General features: G+C 65.1%; 18 protein-coding genes, 1 tRNA gene and 1 riboswitch. Of the genes, 12 read left to right on the top strand and 7 right to left on the bottom strand.

The window, feature by feature from the left end; all coding sequences use genetic code 11:
* Positions 1–5: 5 nt before the first annotated feature.
* From GC088_RS13070 to GC088_RS13060, 3 genes are all read right to left on the bottom strand, one after another.
* A tRNA-Gly gene (locus GC088_RS13070) sits at positions 6–76 on the bottom strand.
* Positions 77–163: 87 nt separating this feature from the next.
* Entirely contained in the window at positions 164–457 is a 294-nt protein-coding gene (locus GC088_RS13065; RefSeq protein WP_323962073.1) for a protealysin inhibitor emfourin, read from the bottom strand.
* Positions 457–1,548 carry a M4 family metallopeptidase gene (locus tag GC088_RS13060; RefSeq protein WP_323959428.1) on the bottom strand — a complete coding sequence of 364 codons (1,092 nt, stop codon included), beginning with the start codon at positions 1,546–1,548 and terminating at the stop codon, positions 457–459. Before GC088_RS13060 ends, GC088_RS13065 begins: the two co-directional genes overlap by 1 nt.
* Before the next feature lie 96 nt (positions 1,549–1,644).
* On the opposite strand from GC088_RS13060, the gene kynA reads away from it, so the two are divergent.
* Both kynA and dcd read left to right on the top strand, forming a co-directional pair.
* The gene (gene kynA / locus GC088_RS13055; RefSeq protein WP_323959427.1) at positions 1,645–2,499 is read left to right on the top strand and encodes a tryptophan 2,3-dioxygenase; all 855 of its coding nucleotides are present in this window, start codon (positions 1,645–1,647) and stop codon (positions 2,497–2,499) included.
* 78 nt (positions 2,500–2,577) lie between these two features.
* Entirely contained in the window at positions 2,578–3,171 is a 594-nt protein-coding gene (gene dcd / locus GC088_RS13050; protein WP_323959426.1) for a dCTP deaminase, read from the top strand.
* 57 nt (positions 3,172–3,228) lie between these two features.
* Here dcd and GC088_RS13045 read toward each other — a convergent pair whose 3' ends face one another.
* On the bottom strand, positions 3,229–4,578 hold the full coding sequence (locus GC088_RS13045) for an MFS transporter (protein WP_323959425.1): 1,350 nt from the start codon (positions 4,576–4,578) through the stop codon (positions 3,229–3,231).
* A 177-nt stretch (positions 4,579–4,755) separates the two neighbouring features.
* Between GC088_RS13045 and GC088_RS13040 the strand changes: the two genes are divergently transcribed.
* From GC088_RS13040 to mnhG, 6 genes are read left to right on the top strand one after another with little or no spacing between them, the layout of a single operon-like run.
* The gene (locus tag GC088_RS13040) at positions 4,756–7,752 is read left to right on the top strand and encodes a Na+/H+ antiporter subunit A (protein WP_323959424.1); all 2,997 of its coding nucleotides are present in this window, start codon (positions 4,756–4,758) and stop codon (positions 7,750–7,752) included.
* On the top strand, positions 7,749–8,231 hold the full coding sequence (locus GC088_RS13035) for a Na(+)/H(+) antiporter subunit C (protein ID WP_323959423.1): 483 nt from the start codon (positions 7,749–7,751) through the stop codon (positions 8,229–8,231). The genes GC088_RS13040 and GC088_RS13035 overlap by 4 nt, the downstream gene beginning before the upstream one ends.
* The gene (locus GC088_RS13030; RefSeq protein WP_323959422.1) at positions 8,231–9,874 is read left to right on the top strand and encodes a Na+/H+ antiporter subunit D; all 1,644 of its coding nucleotides are present in this window, start codon (positions 8,231–8,233) and stop codon (positions 9,872–9,874) included. Before GC088_RS13035 ends, GC088_RS13030 begins: the two co-directional genes overlap by 1 nt.
* Positions 9,871–10,473 (top strand): Na+/H+ antiporter subunit E, encoded by a 603-nt coding sequence (locus GC088_RS13025; protein ID WP_323959421.1) that lies wholly within the window; start codon positions 9,871–9,873, stop codon positions 10,471–10,473. Before GC088_RS13030 ends, GC088_RS13025 begins: the two co-directional genes overlap by 4 nt.
* Positions 10,470–10,742 carry an MrpF/PhaF family protein gene (locus GC088_RS13020; protein WP_323959420.1) on the top strand — a complete coding sequence of 91 codons (273 nt, stop codon included), beginning with the start codon at positions 10,470–10,472 and terminating at the stop codon, positions 10,740–10,742. The genes GC088_RS13025 and GC088_RS13020 overlap by 4 nt, the downstream gene beginning before the upstream one ends.
* Before the next feature lie 7 nt (positions 10,743–10,749).
* The gene (gene mnhG, locus GC088_RS13015) at positions 10,750–11,133 is read left to right on the top strand and encodes a monovalent cation/H(+) antiporter subunit G (protein ID WP_323959419.1); all 384 of its coding nucleotides are present in this window, start codon (positions 10,750–10,752) and stop codon (positions 11,131–11,133) included.
* 2 nt (positions 11,134–11,135) lie between these two features.
* On the opposite strand, the gene GC088_RS13010 is transcribed toward mnhG, so the two are convergent.
* Positions 11,136–11,396 (bottom strand): DUF4235 domain-containing protein, encoded by a 261-nt coding sequence (locus GC088_RS13010; RefSeq protein ID WP_323959418.1) that lies wholly within the window; start codon positions 11,394–11,396, stop codon positions 11,136–11,138.
* A gap of 114 nt (positions 11,397–11,510) precedes the next feature.
* Positions 11,511–11,626: riboswitch (TPP riboswitch) on the top strand.
* Between the two features lie 53 nt (positions 11,627–11,679).
* On the opposite strand from GC088_RS13010, the gene GC088_RS13005 reads away from it, so the two are divergent.
* The 4 genes from GC088_RS13005 to GC088_RS12990 all read left to right on the top strand — a co-directional run bounded on the left by GC088_RS13005 (position 11,680) and on the right by GC088_RS12990 (position 15,254).
* Positions 11,680–12,288, top strand: coding sequence for an ECF transporter S component (locus GC088_RS13005; RefSeq protein WP_323959417.1), 609 nt, complete (start codon positions 11,680–11,682; stop codon positions 12,286–12,288).
* A 1-nt stretch (position 12,289) separates the two neighbouring features.
* Positions 12,290–13,780 carry an ABC transporter ATP-binding protein gene (locus GC088_RS13000; protein WP_323959416.1) on the top strand — a complete coding sequence of 497 codons (1,491 nt, stop codon included), beginning with the start codon at positions 12,290–12,292 and terminating at the stop codon, positions 13,778–13,780.
* The gene (locus GC088_RS12995; RefSeq protein ID WP_323959415.1) at positions 13,777–14,574 is read left to right on the top strand and encodes an energy-coupling factor transporter transmembrane component T family protein; all 798 of its coding nucleotides are present in this window, start codon (positions 13,777–13,779) and stop codon (positions 14,572–14,574) included. Before GC088_RS13000 ends, GC088_RS12995 begins: the two co-directional genes overlap by 4 nt.
* 167 nt (positions 14,575–14,741) lie before the next feature.
* The gene (locus GC088_RS12990; RefSeq protein ID WP_323959414.1) at positions 14,742–15,254 is read left to right on the top strand and encodes a sigma-70 family RNA polymerase sigma factor; all 513 of its coding nucleotides are present in this window, start codon (positions 14,742–14,744) and stop codon (positions 15,252–15,254) included.
* 104 nt (positions 15,255–15,358) lie between these two features.
* On the opposite strand, the gene GC088_RS12985 is transcribed toward GC088_RS12990, so the two are convergent.
* Positions 15,359–15,946 carry a COG4315 family predicted lipoprotein gene (locus GC088_RS12985; RefSeq protein ID WP_323959413.1) on the bottom strand — a complete coding sequence of 196 codons (588 nt, stop codon included), beginning with the start codon at positions 15,944–15,946 and terminating at the stop codon, positions 15,359–15,361.
* A 225-nt stretch (positions 15,947–16,171) separates the two neighbouring features.
* Positions 16,172–17,776 carry a multicopper oxidase family protein gene (locus tag GC088_RS12980; protein WP_323959412.1) on the bottom strand — a complete coding sequence of 535 codons (1,605 nt, stop codon included), beginning with the start codon at positions 17,774–17,776 and terminating at the stop codon, positions 16,172–16,174.
* Positions 17,777–17,909 lie beyond the last annotated feature (133 nt).

The raw sequence follows: 17,909 nt of genomic DNA, 5'->3' as shown, positions 1-17,909 counted from the left end.
AGGAGAGCGGGCGACGGGAATCGAACCCGCGTATCGAGCTTGGGAAGCTAGCGCTCTACCATTGAGCTACGCCCGCATGCGGCCTGGGCCGCTTGATCAACACTACCGCATGGAGGAGCAGCTCTGTGCAGCACGCCGGGGTGTGTGGAACCAGTGGAGGCTATCAGCAGGTCTCGCTCCCTGGCCCTTCATCATGTCGCTCGGAAGCAGCATCCCTCACCCTGTCCAGTAACTCCTTCCAGGGCCCCTGCACCGCGCTCTCGGTGACTGTGACCTCGCGATATCCAACCGCGAAGTGGTAGACAAAACGGTCCCGCTGTACGTCTTCGGAGCCCTCCTGCGGTGCGTGCTCCAGCAAGGGCAACCACCGTTCCTCCGCCTCGGACGTGCTGATCTCGGCACTCCAGGTGCGGGTCAGTCCGGCGAAACCACCGGACCGCGACACGACAATCCGCATCACAGCACACCAACCTCCTTCCACGCATAACGCACCGCTTCGACCTCTGCTGACCCGTCACCGAAGCGCCGCCGGGCGGCGTCGACCGTGACCTGCGCAAACTGCGCGAAGTCGCAGTCGACGGGCACCTGACCGCCGGTTGCAGTGTCGTACCAGATCTGGCCGGCCGCCTCCCAGGCATTGCCGCCCAGACGGGTGGCAGCAATGTAGAAGGCATGGTTGGGGATGCCCGAGTTGATGTGGACACCACCGTTGTCCGAGGTGGTCTCAACATAGTCCGCCATGGTGGCGGGCTGCGGGTCCTTACCCAGCACGTCGTCGTCGTACGCGGTTCCCGGCGCCTTCAGGGAGCGCAGGGCGCGCCCCTCCACCTGGCCCGTGAAGATTCCTTCGCCCACCAGCCAGGATGCCTCATCGGCGGACTGACCCAGCAACCGCTGTTCCACAAGCACGCCGAACACGTCCGAGATGGACTCGTTCAGCGCCCCGGACTGGCCCTGGTAGCGCAGGTTGGAAGTGTACTGGGTGAAGCCGTGCGCGAGCTCGTGCCCGATAACGGTCAGGGAGGCGGTGAAGCGGCCGAAAATCTCGCCGTCGCCGTCGCCGAACACCATGCGGGTGCCGTCCCAGAACGCGTTGTCGTAACGGTCGCCGTAGTGCACGGTGGCATCGAGCGGAAGACCGGCGTCGTCCATCGAGGACCTGCCGTACTCCTCATCGAAGAGCGCGTAGGTGGCACCGAGGCCGTCGTAGGCTTCATCCACCGCGGCGTCACCGGTAGGAGTGTCTCCCTCGCGGCGCACCGTCTTGCCGGGCAGGGATTCGCTGCCGCCGGCATCCGCTATGGTTCGCCGAAGGGCGAGAACGACGGCGGTGCCCGGCCTGCGCGGGGAATCGGACGGCGCCTCGGCACGGGCGGAATGAATTGGATCCAGTTGGACGAGCGCCCGACGTGCGGCAGCAGCGGCAACCTGGTGGGCCGGGTCCTGCAGTTCGGCGAGCCTCGCCAGCAGGTACGGCGGAACGATGGTGCAGTGGACAGCTCCGCGCTGGGCTGCGTACTGGGCTCCGTACTGGGGGAAAGTGCTCATATGGCCTCCTGAGGTTGCTTCCAACGTAGTGCGCCCCTCTGACAGTTCTCAATGGAATCGACGGACAGGCGCGGTCCTGCTGGCTACGCTGAAGCTATGAGCGTTGAGCGGAACACCCGCCGGCTGGAGGACGGCATCCAGCGGGACTTCTCGGGGAAGATGACGTACGGCTCGTACCTTGCGCTGGATGAACTCCTCTCCGCCCAGCACCCGGTCAGCAGGCCGGAGCACCACGACGAGATGCTCTTCATCATTCAGCACCAGACCTCCGAACTCTGGCTCAAGCTGGTCCTGCACGAACTGCGCGCGGTGCGGCGTCACCTCCGCGACGATGACCTTCGCGCGGCGATGAAGGGGATCGCACGGATCAAGCACATCCAGCGTTCGCTGACGGAGCAGTGGTCGGTGCTCGCCACGCTGACGCCGTCGGAATATGCCGAGTTCCGCGGCGCGCTGCAGGCGGCCAGCGGTTTCCAGTCCTACCAGTACCGCGCCGTGGAGTTCCTGCTTGGCAACAAGAACGCCGGGATGCTGCAGGTGTTCGAAAGCGACCCGTACGCGCACGGGCTCCTCGCCGGACTGCTCGCGGAAACCAGCATCTACGACGAGTTCATCCGGTTCCTCTCCCGCCGCGGCTACCGCATTCCGGAGGCGCTGCTGAACCGTGACGTGACGCACGCTCACGAGTTCAGCCCCGAACTGGTCCTTGTCTACAAGGAGGTCTACGAGCACGCCGCGCAGCACTGGGACGTGTATGAGGCCTGCGAGGAACTGGTGGACCTGGAGGACAATTTCCAGCTGTGGCGCTTCCGGCACCTGAAGACCGTTGAACGCACCATCGGGCAGAAGACGGGGACAGGCGGCTCAAGTGGTGTGGGGTTCCTTCAGAAGGCCCTCGAGCTGACCTTCTTCCCGGAGCTCTTCGCGGTGCGGACTGAGATTGGTCGATGAGCGGCCGATGAGCGGCCGATGATCGGTCGATGAGCAATCAATAGGGAAGCGCCACTGCCCGTACGGTATTTTTAGACGGTGCTGATCTCCGACCGCGACATCCGAGCCGAAATCGACGCTGAGCGCATCACCCTGGACCCCTACGATCCCGGGATGGTTCAGCCCTCGAGCGTGGATGTGCGCATCGACCGCTTCTTCCGCCTGTTCGACAACCACAAGTACGCCCACATTGACCCGGCCGAAAACCAGCCGGACCTGACGCGGCTGGTGGAAGTGGCACCGGAGGAGCCGTTCATCCTCCACCCCGGGGAGTTCGTACTCGGCTCCACCTACGAAATGGTCACGCTGCCGGACGACATCGCCGCCCGGCTCGAAGGCAAGTCTTCGCTTGGGCGTCTGGGCCTGCTCACGCACTCGACCGCCGGCTTTATTGATCCGGGTTTCTCCGGCCACGTGACGCTGGAGCTGTCCAACATGGCCACGCTGCCGATCAAGCTGTGGCCGGGCTCCAAGATCGGCCAGCTCTGCTTCTTCAAGCTCACGTCCCCGGCTGAGCACTCCTACGGCTCGGGCCGGTACGGCAACCGCTACCAGGGCCAGCGCGGCCCGACGGCGTCGCGCAGCCACCTCAATTTCCACCGCACACGGATCAGCGAGGGCTCCGCGGGATAGCCTGCGCGGACTGTCCGCGCTGTGTGAGTGCGCCTGGTTCAGTACGTCACGCGACGCCTACGGCGCGGGTACGACGGCGGGAGCCACCTTTGCGGGCGGCCGGACCGGCAGCAGCACCAGCAGGCCGGCCAGCAGTACAGCGAGGATCCCGAGAATGCCGAACCGCTGTTCGCCGAAGACGCCGATGAAGAGCGAGAACAGCGCCGGTGCAAGGAAACTGACTGCGCGTCCGGTTGTCGCGTACAGCCCGAACATCTCTCCTTCCTCACCCTCTGGGGCGAGGCGGGCCAGGTAGGCGCGGGACGATGCCTGTGCCGGCCCCACGAACAGCGTCAGGAGGAGGCCGAACACCCAGAACGTGGTGTCACCGGTCCAGGTAGTGCCGAAGAACCGGTACGTGGACGACCCCAGCACCAGCACCATGGTGCCTGCCACAAGCAGTCCGATAAGGGACACGATGATCACGCGCTTGGGCCCCACCCGGTCGTCGAAGAAGCCGCCGATCACTGCGCCGATTGCGGCGACCACATTGCCGACGATCGCGAACAGGATCACCTCGCTGAGCTCGAAGCCGAAGGTACCGGCGGCGATCACGCCGCCGAACGTGAAGACCGCGGCCAGCCCGTCGCGGAAGATGGCGCTGGCCAGCAGGAAGAAGATGGTGTGCGGACTGGTGCGGTAGATCGCCTTGATCCGCCGGAACAGCAGGGCGTAGGACGCGAGGAAACCCAGCCGGTCGGCGTTTCGCTGCCGGGGCACCTCGGGCACCGCGAACATCACCGGAAGCGCGAAGGCCAGGAACCATAGTGCGGAGAACACGGCGACCAGCCGGATGTTCAACGCGTCTTCGGTGCTCGATCCGAACCACTCGGCCACGGGCTGGACGAAGGCCACCAGCACAATGACGAGCGCCACGATACCGCCCACGTATCCCATCGCCCAGCCGAAGCCGCTGATCCGGCCGATGCTGGCCGGCGTCGAAATCTGCGCAAGCATCGCGTTGTAGTTCACACCGGCGAACTCGAAGAAGATGTTGGCGGCAGCGATCAGGGCTACGCCAAGGATGAGCAGCTCGGGACGGGGGAAGACGAAGAAGCAGAGCGCTGTGAGCACCGCAACGGCAAGGCTGTTGATGCCGAGCCAGAGCTTCCGGCGGCCTCCGACATCCGAGCGCTGCCCCGTCACCGGCGCCAGGACGGCGATGAGCAGCCCGGCGGCCGCCAGCCCCCAACCGAGCACCTCTGACGCGTAGGCTTCTCCGCCGAAGGTCTCAGAGGTGAGGTAGACCGTGAACACAAAGGTGGTCATCACGGCGTTGAATGCTGCGGAACCCCAGTCCCAGGAAGCCCAGGCGAGCACTGGGCGGGACAGAAGGCGCCCGGAGGCAGCGGGGGATTGGGTGCTCATAGGGTGCATGCTATCCGGTGCCGAATAACAACAAGTTCAGGACAACGGTTTATTCCGCGTCGGCCGGCATTAGGCCCGTCGCTGAATACGGGAGGGCCCGAGTATGCCTCCGATAGAATGTACTTACGCCCTTGACCGTCAGCTGACCGTCTCGCCTAGAGAGATCAGGAGATCATCGTGCTAATTGTGCTCATCGCCCTTTTCGCGGTGGCCACAATAGCGCCACCGATGTTCCGCAGGTTCGGCCGATCGGTCTTCTATCTGCTGGCCGCTGTTCCGGCCGCCGGGTTCGTCTGGCTCCTCCTCACGTTCCGCGGCTACCTGGATGCCGACCAAACAGCCGTGGGCGAACCGAATGCGCCGCCGTCCGTCGTTGTTCCCTGGATTCCCGAGCTGCAGCTGGAGCTCGCCTTCCGAATGGACGCGCTTTCCGCTGTGCTCAGCATCCTCGTCCTGGGCGTGGGATCGCTCGTGCTCTTCTACTGCGCGCGCTACTTCAAGCAGGACGATCCGAACATCGGCCCCTTCGGCGCCCAGCTTCTGGCCTTCGCCGGTGCTATGTTCGGCCTCGTCATCGCTGATGACCTGATTCTGCTCTTCATCTTCTGGGAACTGACAACGGTTCTTTCCTACCTCTTGATCGGGTACTCCCGCCACCGTCTTTCCGCACGGCGCGCCGCCCTGCAGGCGCTCATCATCACAACCCTCGGCGGCCTGGCGATGCTGGTGGGACTGATCCTCCTCGGGCAGACTGCCGGGACCTACCGGCTCTCGGAAATCCTCGCGCAGGCAGGCACGCTTACCGGCCCGGTGGTCGGCACCGCGCTGGTGCTGATCCTGATCGGCGCCCTTTCCAAATCCGCACTGGTTCCCTTCCACTTCTGGCTGCCCGGCGCCATGGCTGCGCCGACGCCGGTGAGCGCCTACCTGCACGCCGCAGCCATGGTGAAGGCAGGCATCTACCTTGTGGCGCGTTTCGCCCCCGGATTCTACGAGCATCCGCTGTGGGCGCCGATCGTTCTTGGCTTCGGTCTGGCCACCATGCTCCTTGGCGGCTGGAACGCGCTGAGGGAGCACGACCTGAAGCTGCTGCTCGCCTATGGAACGGTCAGCCAGCTCGGGTTCCTCACCATGGTGGTTGGACTCGGCGGGCAGGAGGCTGCGCTCGCCGGACTGGGCCTGCTGATGGCCCACGGGTTCTTCAAAGCCACTCTCTTCCTGGTGATTGGCATCATCGATCACCAGTCTGGTACCCGTGACATCCGGAAACTGTCCGGGGTGGGACGGTCCGCGCCTGCGCTGGCAACAGTTGCCGTGCTCGCTGCCGCTTCGATGGCCGGCGTCCCGCCGCTGTTCGGGTTCCTGGCCAAGGAATCCGTTCTCGAAGCCTTCGTCCACCATGCCGAAGAAGGCGTGCTTGGCGTCGTCGTACTGGTGGGCATCGTGCTCGGCTCCATGCTGACCTTCGCCTACAGCGCCCGCTTCATCTGGGGCGGCTTCGCCCGCAAGTCAGGACAGCCCACTCCGTTCGAGCGGGAGGCGCCAACCTTCCTGCTGGCGCCGGCCCTCCTGGCCGTCGCATCCGTGGTCTTCGGCCTGCTGCCGGGGCCGCTGGACGCCGTGATCCAGCCGCACCTTGCACTGTTCCCGCAGGAGGAGAAAGCTCCCCACCTGCTGCTCTGGCACGGCGTCACGCCCGCGCTGTTCCTGTCCCTGCTGTCCATCGCCGGCGGTGTCGCGCTCTTCCTCCTGCGGGAGCGGTTCGAACAGCTGCAGACCCGCCTCGACTCCGGCCTTGAAGCGGAGCAGACCTACCGGAAGACCATCGGCGTGCTTGACGACGTCGCCGTCTGGCTCACCGGACGAACCCAGCGAGGCTCGCTGGTGTTCTACCTGTTCGTCATTCTGTCCATGGCGATCATCACGCCGCTGACGGCGCTGGTCCTCTTTGACGCGCCCACCCCTGACAGGTGGCACCTGGCCGACTCTCCCGCCCAGCTCATTGCCGGCGTCGTGATCATCCTGGCCGCCATCAGCGCGCTGCGCGCCAACAAGCGCTTCATGGCCGTCATCATGGTGGGGCTTACCGGATACGGAATCGCGCTGATCTTCGCGCTGCAGGGCGCGCCCGACCTGGCGCTGACACAACTGCTCGTCGAGACGATCGTGATGGTCGCGTTCGTGCTGGCGCTGCGCTCGCTGCCCGCGCGCCTCTGGCAACGCGAGCCCGGGCGGAAGTACCGGCTGCTGCGCGCGGTGCTGGGCCTGTCCTTCGGCGCGGTGATGGCGGCGATCGCGATGTCGGCGATGGCCTCCCGCGTCGCGGAACCCATTTCGCTGGGCTTCCCGGAGCTCGCCTACAACGACGGCGGCGGGGCGAACATTGTCAACGTCACCCTTGTGGACATCCGCGCGTGGGACACCTTCGGTGAGATCAGCGTCCTCGCCATCGCCGCCACCGGCGTGGCCAGCCTGATCTTCATCCGTGGACGCGGCGATGCCCGCGTACGTGCCGACGGCGTCAAGAGCGGCAGCGTGGACCGCTACCGGGAACCGATGAACGAGTACGGCCGCGAGGCAGCGGCCCTTGCCCTGGCGAAGAAGTTCGCCACCTCCGCGCGGGACGCGTGGCTGGTAGCGGGCCGCACACTGGCGCCCGAACGGCGTTCCATCATCTTCGAGGTTGTCACCAGGCTGCTGTTCCACTCGATCATCGTCTTCTCCATCTACCTCCTTCTCGCGGGACACAACCTGCCCGGCGGCGGTTTCGCGGGAGGGCTGCTGGCAGGCCTGGCACTCACCATCCGCTATCTTGCGGGCGGACGTTTCGAGCTAGCCGAAGCCACGCCGATCAGCGCCGGGCTCCTGCTGGGCGGGGGGCTCGCCCTGGCGTCCCTGACTGCGATCGTCCCGGTCTTCCTCGGCGGCGAGGTGTTCCAGAGCGCCATCATCGAGTTCACCTGGCCGGTGTTCGGCGACATCAAGTTCGTAACCTCCACCATGTTCGACATCGGCGTGTACCTGGTGGTCGTGGGCCTGGTGCTCGATGTGCTCCGCAGCCTCGGCTCCGAGATCGATGAACGCAGTGCGGGCAATGGCACGGACGGTTCCGCCGCCGCAAACATCCCGATGATCGACGAAGCCCCGGAACCGGAAGAAGAGGTTGTCCGATGAGCGTCAACATCACGCTGATCGTCATCATGGGCGCACTCTTCGCGGCCGGCATCTACCTGCTGCTGGAACGCAGCCTGACCCGAGTTCTGCTGGGCCTGATCCTGTTGGCCAACGGAGCCAACATGCTGCTGCTGGCATCGGGTGGTTTTGCCGGAAGGGCTCCGCTCTACGCGTCGGTTATTCCTGCCGAGGAATACAACGATCCGCTGCCGCAAGCCCTGATCCTGACGTCGATCGTGATCTCATTCGCCGTTACCGCCTTCATGCTCGGCATCATCTATCGCTCCTGGGTCCTCGGCCGCCAGGACGAGGTGCAGGACGACATCGAAGACCGGCGGGTGGCGTCGCAGAGCAGCTTCGATGCAGAGGACGACGCAGAGATTCCTATCGAGACCACCGAATTCACACCACAGGAAGAAGCAGAGGAAGCTCCCGGTTCGCAGGGCCTGGGCATCACGTCGAAGGGAGGTCGGGACTGATGAACGTTGCACATCTTGCGCCTCTGGCGGTCCTGCTGCCGATCTTCGGCGCAGCCATGGCCTTCGTCCTGATTCGCCATTCCCGGTCACAGCGGGCAGTCAGCATCACCACGTTGAGCGTGACCCTGCTGATCGAAGTCCTGCTGCTGATGGAGGCAAGCACCGAGGGTGCCTCGGCCGTGTTTGTCGGAAACTGGGCCGCACCCTTCGGCATCACCATGGTGGTGGACGAGTTCTCCGCGCTGATGCTGGTGGTGTCTTCCGCCGTCAGCCTTGCCGTGCTCATCTACGCCACGGGGCAGGGCATGACGGACGGAGACGAAGACGGGCCCATCTCCATCTTCCATCCCACCTACCTGATCCTGGTGGCCGGGGTTTCCAACGCATTCCTGGCCGGCGACCTGTTCAACCTCTACGTCGGCTTCGAGATCCTGCTGACGGCGAGCTACGTGCTGATGACCCTTGGCGGCACCACGCCGCGAATCCGTGCAGGCGTGACCTACGTCGTCGTAAGCGTGGTCTCATCGATGCTGTTCCTGATCAGCATCGGCATGATCTACGCCGCCACGGGCACCATCAACATGGCTGACCTGTCGCTGAAGCTGGCGGACATCGACCACGCCACACAAATGATGCTGCACCTGATGCTGCTGGTTGCGTTCGGGATCAAGGCTGCGGTGTTCCCGCTGTCGTTCTGGCTGCCCGACTCCTACCCGACCGCTCCAGCCCCCGTCACCGCGGTGTTCGCGGGCCTGCTCACCAAGGTGGGCGTCTACGCGATGGTGCGGGTGGAGACGCTGCTTTTCCCGGGCGACCGCATCAACACGCTGCTGATGGTGGTGGCGCTGCTGACCATGATCGTCGGAATCCTGGGCGCCCTGGCCCAGTCGGACATCAAACGTATGCTCTCCTTCACCCTTGTCAGCCACATCGGCTACATGGTCTTCGGGCTGGCGGTGTCCACCGTCGTCGGCCTGGCTGCCGCCGTCTATTACGTTGCCCACCACATCATCGTGCAGACCAGCCTGTTCCTGGTCACCGGGCTCATCGAGCGGCGGGGAGGCACCGCAAACATGGACCGGCTCGGCGGACTGGCGAAGATCTCGCCCCTGCTGGCAATGCTGTTCTTCGTCCCGGGCATGAATCTGGCGGGTATACCGCCGTTCTCGGGCTTCCTCGGAAAGCTCGGACTGCTGCAGGCAGGCGTGGAACTGGCAACGCCGGTGGCCTACGTCCTGGTAGGTGGAGGCGTGCTGACCAGCCTGATCACCCTGCTGGTCATAGCGAGGGTCTGGAACCGCGCCTTCTGGCGCAGGCCGGAGGACGCAACCCACCCGGACCCCATCCTGCTCGCACAGCGCGAGGACGGCTCCGCCATCCGCACCTCCGGACGCGTTGTGGGGCACACCGAGGGGCGCTTCGCCGGCCGGAAGCCCGTCAACCTGCTTCCGCGCACCATGGTGGGGGCAACGGTGGGGCTGGTGGCACTGGGCGTTTCGCTCACCGTCTTCGCGGGACCGCTGTTCTCCCTCAGTGATCAGGCAGCCGAGCAGATGCTGGAGCGCACCCCCTACATCGACGCCGTCCTCGGCGAGGGCGCGACGGCGGCGGCCCAAACTACTTCGGCAGGAGTAGCGCCGTGACAAGACAACGTATCCCACTCCGGGTGGAACTGCCGCTGCTGATCTGGCTGGTGCTGGTCTGGGGAGCCCTGTGGCAGGACTTCAGCCCGGGCAACCTGCTCTTCGGAGCTCTCATCGCGTTTGTGGTGGCGAACCTGCTGTACCTCCCGCCCGTGGAACTGAGCGGGCGGTTCAACGTCCTCTACGCGGCGGGCTTCGCAGGCCGCTTCCTCTACGAACTGGTGTTGGCAAGCCTCCAGGTCTTCTGGTTGGCGCTCACCCGCGGGCCCCGGCTCAAGAATGCAGTGGTCGCGGTGAAGCTCCGCAGCCCGTCCGACCTGCTGGTCACTGCCACCGGCCACGCGATCTCCCTCATCCCGGGATCCCTGGTGGTGGAAGTGGACCGTTCCACCTCCACGCTCTACCTCCACTGCCTGAATGTGGCAACGGATGACGACGCCACGAATATTCGGCGCGGGGTCCTCCGCACCGAGGAGTGGCTCATCCGGATCATGGGCACCCGCGAGGACCTCGCACTCCTCAAGGCGGAGCGGGAAGGCATCCCCGCGGGCGCCCAGGGCAGCGGAGTCGAAAGCAGCAACGGAAGGGAGGCGGAATGAGCGTACTAACAGGAGTCACGGCGGGCATCATCGCGGTGATCCTCGGGATCGCTGCCCTCTGCACCATCTACCGCGTGGCGAAGGGGCCGTCGATCCTTGACCGCGTTCTCGCAGTGGACGTGCTGCTGGCCATCGTGGGCGGCTCCCTCGCCGTCGACATGGTGGTGAATCGGCACACCAACCACCTGGCCATACTGGTGGCCATCTCGGTGATCGGGTTCATTGCTTCGGTGACAGTTGCCCGCTTCGTCACGGACGCCAAGAAGTGAGGTCGCCATGGAAGCTCTGTTGAACGGACTGACAGCCGCCCTGCTGCTGGGCGGTGCGCTGATGTCCCTCGCGGCCGCCGTCGGGCTTTTGCGCTTTCCGGACCTGCTGAGCCGGATGCACGCGGCAACCAAGCCGCAGGTGCTGGGGCTGCTGCTTTTCCTGCTGGCGATCGCCGTGGAGCTACGTAGCTGGGCGCTGGTGCCGGTTCTCATTGTCTGCTGGATCTTTCAGCTCCTCACGGCACCGGTCTCGGCCCACATGGTTGGCCGGGCAGGCTACCGGACCAAGCACCTGCGCAAGGACCTGCTCAGCAGGGACGACCTGAACGAGGTCGTGGAACACGCGGCCACCCGCCATCGTGAGAAGGGTGACCGCGCATCCGATAGCTGAGCCTAGGTGAGGTGGCGGGTGTTCTCGTAGCGCTGGATGGCCCGCTGCGTGGTGCGGTTGGTGAGAACGCGGATGGTGGTGCTCACGCTTCCGGAGATGATCGCGAAGGCCAGTGCAGAACGGAGGCTGTTCTCCAGACCCTCCTTGTCCTTCGGGGGCTCGTTGCCGGTCACGCGCTTCCAGAGGAAGTCCACCAGCTGCGTGCTCACGAGGCCCGCACCGATGCCCAGTCCCACACCCATCAGCTTGAAAATCAGATTCATGGCGCCTCCTTCAGTCGGCTTAGCTTTGCTTCCAGCCTAGCGTTACCGAGCGCGTAAGGAACGACCTCGAGGTCCCGGTTACCCCCTTTCCGGGTGTAAAGTGGACTTCGCTCAAAACAACGACAGGGGAGCGCATCCACATTGGTGGAGGGCGCTGAGAGTGCGGACCACCGCAGACCCTCGAACCTGATCCGGCTAGTACCGGCGAAGGGAGTCGAGTTCTCAGGGCGGCCGGCGGCGTGCCGGTATGCCCTCCCCTCCTGTATCCAGGAGGATCCCACCCATGACTGCAACTCAGTCTTCGCAGCCCACAAGCCGGCGCCGGTACGAATGGCGCGTCGTCGATATCGTCGTCGCATCCGTCATCTCCGTCGCCGTGGGCGTCATCTTCTTCGCGTGGTCGGCTGGTTACAGCGGCATCGCCGCGGTGACCGCTGCCTACCCGCCGCTGGCCGGGCTCTACACCGGCGGTTGGCTCATCGCCGGCGTGCTGGGCGGACTCATCATCCGCAAGCCCGGCGCGGCCATCTACTGCGAGGTTGTCGCGGCAGCCGTATCCGCACTGATCGGCACCCAGTTCGGCGTCGCTGTCCTCCTCTCCGGCCTCATCCAGGGGATCGGTGCTGAACTGGTATTCGCCCTGTTCCTCTACCGTCGCTGGAACCTGGGCGTTGCGCTCCTCGCGGGACTGAGCGCCGGACTTGCCCTCGCGATCAGCGAAAACATCATGTACAACGCCGCCTGGGCGCTCGACTACAAGCTGGTGTACGGGGTTTTCGCCGCAATTTCCGGCGTCGTGCTGGCAGGCCTGCTGTCCTGGCTTGCCACCCGCGGGCTGGCGAAGACGGGCGCGTTGTCATCGTTTGCTTCGGGCCGCACCGCCGACGTCTGACATGGGAGTGTCAGTCACCGCCCGGGGCTGGGGCTGGCGGCACTCCGGGCGCTCGCGCTGGGCGGTCCGCGACGTCGACCTGTCCATTGGTGAGGGCGAGCGCGTACTGCTGCTGGGTGCCTCCGGTGCCGGCAAGTCCACACTGCTGCATGGCCTGGCGGGCGTCTTGGGCGAGCAGGAAGAGGGTGAGCAGGCCGGCGAACTGGCTGTCGACGGCGCGCGGCCGGCAGCCGCGCGCGGCCGTTCCGGGCTTGTCCTGCAGGATCCCGACACCCAGCTGGTTCTGGCCCGCGTGGGGGACGAGGTCGCGTTCGGCGCCGAGAACCTGGCGGTGCCGCGGGATGAGATCTGGCCGCGGGTCCACCGGGCGCTTGGCGACGTCGGCCTCGAAGTGCCCCTCAACCATCCGACCACGGCCCTCTCCGGGGGGCAGAAGCAGCGGCTGGCGCTGGCAGCCGTGCTGGCCATGCAGCCGGGTTTGCTGCTCCTCGACGAACCAACCGCGAACCTCGACCCGGCCGGCGTCCTCGAGGTGAGGGACGCCGTCGTGCGCGTGCTGGACCGCACTTCCGCCACCCTGGTGGTGGTGGAGCACCGCGTCGACGTGTGGGCGGGTGTTGTGGACCGCGTGGTGGTCCTTGATTCCGACGGCGGCATCCTCGCCGACGGAAAGCCGGGCGTGGTACTGCACCAGGAAGCAACGCGGGCCCGCCTCATTGAGGCGGGTGTCTGGGTCCCGGGGCACTCCCCGCTCTCCACGGCAGGCCCGGCCGCGCAGTCCGGGCTCGCCGGCGACAGCGAGGACCTGTTGCAGGCGTCGGGCCTGTCCGTGGCGCGTAGACGGCGAGGGGCAGCAGTGCTCGACGGCGTCGACCTCACCCTGCGCCGGGGTGAGTCCCTCAGCGTGCTCGGTCCCAACGGAGCGGGGAAGTCCACGCTCGCACTTACCCTGGCAGGACTGCTGCAGCCCCGCGGCGGCGAGCTGAGCGCGCTCGAGCCGCTGGCGCGCGGCGCCGGAAACAGGCCGCACCGGTGGAAGTCGGCCGATCTGGTGGACCGGATTGGCACTGTCTTCCAGGAGCCGGAGCACCAATTCCTCACGCCGTCGGTGGTCGAGGAGCTTGAGTTCGGCCCCCGCCGGGTGGCCCGCCTGCCTGAGGAAGAGGTACGACGGCGCGTGGACCCCCTCGTGGAGCGGCTGCGACTGACCGGGCTGCTGAAAGCGAACCCCTTCACACTCTCCGGAGGCGAGAAACGGCGGCTGTCCGTTGCCACGATGCTCGCGACCCAACCCGACCTCCTGATTCTGGACGAGCCCACGTTCGGTCAGGACGCCAACACCTGGGCGGAACTGGTCGGGTTGCTCGCCGAACTTATCAGCTCGGGCACTTGCGTGGTTTCCGTGACACATGATCGCGACTTCACCTCCGCTCTTGGAAGCAGGATCCTGGCCGTCAACGGCACGGGTGCCCGAGTGGGAGCGGCGGCATGAGCGTCGATGTGCTGAATCCGGAAATCACCGGGCGGCTGCTGCCACGGGCCAACCCGCTCTCCAAGCTGTTCGCCGCGACGCTGGTCACCATCGTGGTCATGCTCAGCGTGGACTGGGTGAGCGCCGGCGTCGTGCTGGTCTGTGAGCTGCTGCTCCTGCCACTGCTGGGCATCAGCGTGCGGCGCCTGCTAGTGCGGACTTGGCCGTTTGTCCTTGCAGCGGTGGTCGGTGCGTATGGAACGGCACTGCTTGCAGAGAAGACCGGTCGCGTGGTGCTTGAGGCAGGTCCGGTTCTCTTCACGGAGGATTCGGTGAACGCCGGTCTTGCCATTGGGCTGCGCGCCCTGGCGATTGCGCTCCCCGGACTGTTTCTCCTTTCGAGTACCGACCCCACCGACCTTGCGGACGCGCTGGCGCAACGGCTGCGCGCGCCTCACCGGTTTGTGTTGGGAGCCCTTGCGGGGATGCGGCTGGTGGGTCTGCTCTTCGAGGAATGGCGAACCCTCGGACTCGCACGGCATGCCCGCGGCGTTGGCCATGAAGGTAATCCCGCAGCCCGTCTCGGAAACTTCCTCGGCCAGGCATTCGGGCTGATGGTGCAGGCGATCCGCAGGGCCACCCGCCTGGCGGTCGCTATGGAGGCCCGCGGTTTCGGGGCCGGCAAGCGGACCTGGGCGCGGGAAAGCACGTTCAGTCGCGTTGACATCGGCGTTGCGCTGGGAGGAGTGGTGATCGCCGCGCTCGCCGTGACCCTGGCCGTGCTGGCGGGAACCTGGAACTTCGTGTTGGGCTAGCCGTCGCTGTTCCGATCTGGATTTCCAGCCCCTACCGTTGTGGACTCTTGACCTTCCAATTCCTCCAGGGAGGTGCATCATGGGAAGACATGGCGCCTGGGGACAGCCTTTTTCCAACCCCGTGGCGCGTCAATAGTCTCTGGCGATGCCGAATGCGGGGGACGAGGATGGGCGACGGACAGGCTGACTGGCTCAGCAGTATCAGCGAGAAGCATCTGCGTGCCCTGCAGCGTTTTGTCCGCCGGCTTACCTCGGATGCTTTCCTTGTCGACGAGGTTGTCCAATTGACCCTGATGCGGGCCTGGGAACACCCGGACATCCGTGTCCGCAGTGATCTGGAGATCCGCGCCTGGCTGTTCGTAGTTGCCAAGAATGCCCTCGTGGACTCGTTTCGCAGCGCATTTCATCGCCATGAGTTCGATATGGATGAGCTGCCCGAAACTCCCTCTACCGACGAGCTGGAGCAACTGCTGACGTCCTGGCTGGTTTCCGATGCGCTCAACGACCTGTCCCAGGAGCACCGCGACGTGCTACAGCACTTCTACTTCCAGGGCGAGACGACGGCGGAGATTTCCCGGGCCCTCGGCATCCCGGAAGGGACGGTCAAATCCCGCCTGCACTATGCGCTGCGCTCGCTGAAGGCTGCCTTGCTCGCCCGGGATGTAGTCTCGGGCAGCTAGGCGGTTCCCCGCCCGGCTGCCCGAGGCAATCGCTACTGGATCTGTCGGCCCTACTGGATCGGTAGGCGCTACTGAATCGGTAGGCCCTACTGAATCGGTAGGCCTTACTGGATCATGGTCCCGTCCGGCCCGATGACGTACCAGACGTCATTGACACCCTGGCCGTTGGTGTCACCCGGTGCCTCATCTTCTGCGTAGTAGTAGATGGGCATGCCGTTGATGGTGACCTGAAGTTGGCCGTCGGGGGTTTCAATTGTTCCGAGCTCCCCGGTGACGCCTTCAGCCTCTACCTCTTCGGTCTCGGTCAAGACCGGTGGCCAGGCTTCGAGGCACCCGCCCTCGCAGGCGCTGACGCCGGAGTTGGCTTCGTCCTGGGTGAAGTAATAGAGAACCATGCCTTCAGCGTCAACTACTACTTCGCCGAGGTCGGTCTCGGCAACACCGAGCGGAGTTCCGACCTTGCCGCCGCTCCCGGCCGCCTCAGTCTCACCGTCCGTCGGCTCGTCGGATGGTTCCTCGGTCGTTCCCTCGGTCGCTTCCCCAGTCTCTCCTTCAGTTGCTTCCCCAGTCGTGGGCGGTGCTTCTGCCGCGGTTTCCTGGCCTGCCGGGATGTCCTCGGACTGGGTATCTGAACCGCCACAGCCGGTCAGCGCCAGGAGACAGGCGGCGACGACAGCGAATAGAACGCGCATTGCTTTACTCATATTGTGTTACCTCCCGTGATCACCCCCTGGACGCCCGGGGGATGGAAGTGGCCGCTCGGCCCCTCTGCTGAGAAGACGGAGAGACACCAGCGAAAGGTTCAATGGCGCGGGTAACTCACAGGGATATCCCAGCTTCAACGTTGAGTCGGCAGGACACACCCCTTATAGCGCGCCGAAAGGGGTGTGTCCTGCCGGATGAACGCGAGACGAAACCTACTGCGGAGCCGGGGTGTCCCAAACCGGACGGGCGGCGTTGATCGGGTCGTTGGGGTCTGCTTCGCCGGCCTTGAGCCCCACCCGGAACTGGACCATCATGTCGTGGTCCTCGTGCGGGAGGTTGTGGCAGTGGACCATGTAGCGGCCCTTGTGGTGTTCGAACTTCATGATCGCACGGACGGTCTCGTTCTCTCCGACGTATATGACGTCCTTGGGGCCCTGCTCGTAGGCGAAGGGTGCCCGGCCGTTTCGGCTGAGGATGCGGAAGTCAACCAGGTGGATGTGCAGGGGGTGGAACCAGCCGCCCGACTTGTTCTCAATCTCCCAGATCTCGACATCGTTCAGGCCGGGGTTAGCGAAGACCTGCTGGAAGTTGCTGGCGATGACGTCCGCCCAGCTCCGATCGTTGATCTTCCATTCACCATTCGAGCGTTCCACCCGCATGCGCCTGGTGGCTTTGGATTGGCTGGGAGTCAACTGCATCGGCACGCTGTCGGCGAGGACGGTTGGCATCGTGAGCGCCGTCGGATCGTTGCGGTCGAACGCCTCATCGATCACGTCAAAAGCCATGACGCGCCCGGTGTGGGCGTAGTCGATGTTGTTCTTGTTCGACAGGTTCTGCAGCTCAACCCGCTGCCCCGCCCGGTACTTGGAGAAGTCGATCAGGATCTCGTAACGCTCCGCGTTCGCGTGCCGGTAGGAGGTTACCGGTACCGCTTTGGGCATCAGTCCGCCGTCGGTGGCAACGATGGTCATCGGGTCACCGGTGCTGAGCTTGAGGCGGTAGGACCGGGAGATGCTGCACACCAGCACACGGAACCGGTAGATGCGCCGCTTGACCTTCATCACCGGCCACGGCACGCCGTTGACCAGGTTGATGTCGCCCCACAGGCCGCTGTGGCTGTGGTCGTCGTAGTTGGCGTTGCCGTCGGCCCGTAACTGGATGTCGCTGACCATCAGCGGGACATCAAACTCGCCCTGCGGCAGGAGCGCCTTCTCCACGGCGTCGTGAATCTGATACATCGCCACCAGCCCGGAGTAGGCGTTCTGCGCCGTGTAGTGCACGCCGTGGTCGTGGTACCAGAGGGTGCGGGCCGGCTGGATGTTCGGGTAGATGTAGTCCTTCTTGAACCCGGGCAGTGTGACGTCCGATGCGTAACCGTCGTACTGGGGCAACGACGCCGAACCATGCAAATGCGTTGACGTCGCCAACGGGGTCCCGAAGTCTGGATGCTTTCCCGGCAGCTGATTACGCATGGTCACCACCGCCTCGGTGCCCTTATCCAGGCTGATCGTGGGGCCGGGGAAGATCCCGTTGTAGCCCAGGATGCGGGTCTTCATCCCCGGAACGATCTCGGCCGTGGAGGACTGCTGGGTCACCGTGTAAAAGTTCCGCGGTTGCCCATTCACAGGGCTCACATCGGTCTTGTACGGCGCGAGGAACGGCGGCCGCTTGAAGCCCTGGGTGTAGGGCTTGAGTTTGGAACCGTCCAGGACCGGCACGTCCTGTGCGCTGATGGTGGAGACCGGAACTGTGAGGGTGGCTGCGGCAAGCGCGCCGAATCCGCCCATGGAGAGAAGCTGACGTCTGGTGATCGACATGGCGAGTCGCCCTTCCAAGTGGTGCAGTTTTGGGTGGGGGACGCGCATCGGGCTGTTTCCAGACTGCCGAGATCTATAACTCGATGTGTGTCTCGGTGCCAAGAGTGCGCCTGCGCTCTTGGGAAAACCTTGG

The sequence above is a fragment of the Arthrobacter sp. JZ12 genome (genome assembly GCF_035189165.1).
Lineage (GTDB): Bacteria > Actinomycetota > Actinomycetes > Actinomycetales > Micrococcaceae > Arthrobacter_D.
This window is presented reverse-complemented; position numbering and strand designations above follow the sequence as displayed.

Coding starts and splice junctions, on each gene's coding strand:
- GC088_RS13065 (WP_323962073.1), bottom strand. CDS start 457: ATGCGGATTGTCGTGTCGCGGTCCGGTGGTTTCGCCGGACTGACCCGC.
- GC088_RS13060 (WP_323959428.1), bottom strand. CDS start 1,548: ATGAGCACTTTCCCCCAGTACGGAGCCCAGTACGCAGCCCAGCGCGGA.
- kynA (WP_323959427.1), top strand. CDS start 1,645: ATGAGCGTTGAGCGGAACACCCGCCGGCTGGAGGACGGCATCCAGCGG.
- GC088_RS13045 (WP_323959425.1), bottom strand. CDS start 4,578: ATGAGCACCCAATCCCCCGCTGCCTCCGGGCGCCTTCTGTCCCGCCCA.
- GC088_RS13035 (WP_323959423.1), top strand. CDS start 7,749: ATGAGCGTCAACATCACGCTGATCGTCATCATGGGCGCACTCTTCGCG.
- GC088_RS13030 (WP_323959422.1), top strand. CDS start 8,231: ATGAACGTTGCACATCTTGCGCCTCTGGCGGTCCTGCTGCCGATCTTC.
- GC088_RS13020 (WP_323959420.1), top strand. CDS start 10,470: ATGAGCGTACTAACAGGAGTCACGGCGGGCATCATCGCGGTGATCCTC.
- mnhG (WP_323959419.1), top strand. CDS start 10,750: ATGGAAGCTCTGTTGAACGGACTGACAGCCGCCCTGCTGCTGGGCGGT.
- GC088_RS13010 (WP_323959418.1), bottom strand. CDS start 11,396: ATGAATCTGATTTTCAAGCTGATGGGTGTGGGACTGGGCATCGGTGCG.
- GC088_RS13005 (WP_323959417.1), top strand. CDS start 11,680: ATGACTGCAACTCAGTCTTCGCAGCCCACAAGCCGGCGCCGGTACGAA.
- GC088_RS13000 (WP_323959416.1), top strand. CDS start 12,290: ATGGGAGTGTCAGTCACCGCCCGGGGCTGGGGCTGGCGGCACTCCGGG.
- GC088_RS12995 (WP_323959415.1), top strand. CDS start 13,777: ATGAGCGTCGATGTGCTGAATCCGGAAATCACCGGGCGGCTGCTGCCA.
- GC088_RS12990 (WP_323959414.1), top strand. CDS start 14,742: ATGGGCGACGGACAGGCTGACTGGCTCAGCAGTATCAGCGAGAAGCAT.
- GC088_RS12985 (WP_323959413.1), bottom strand. CDS start 15,946: ATGCGCGTTCTATTCGCTGTCGTCGCCGCCTGTCTCCTGGCGCTGACC.
- GC088_RS12980 (WP_323959412.1), bottom strand. CDS start 17,776: ATGTCGATCACCAGACGTCAGCTTCTCTCCATGGGCGGATTCGGCGCG.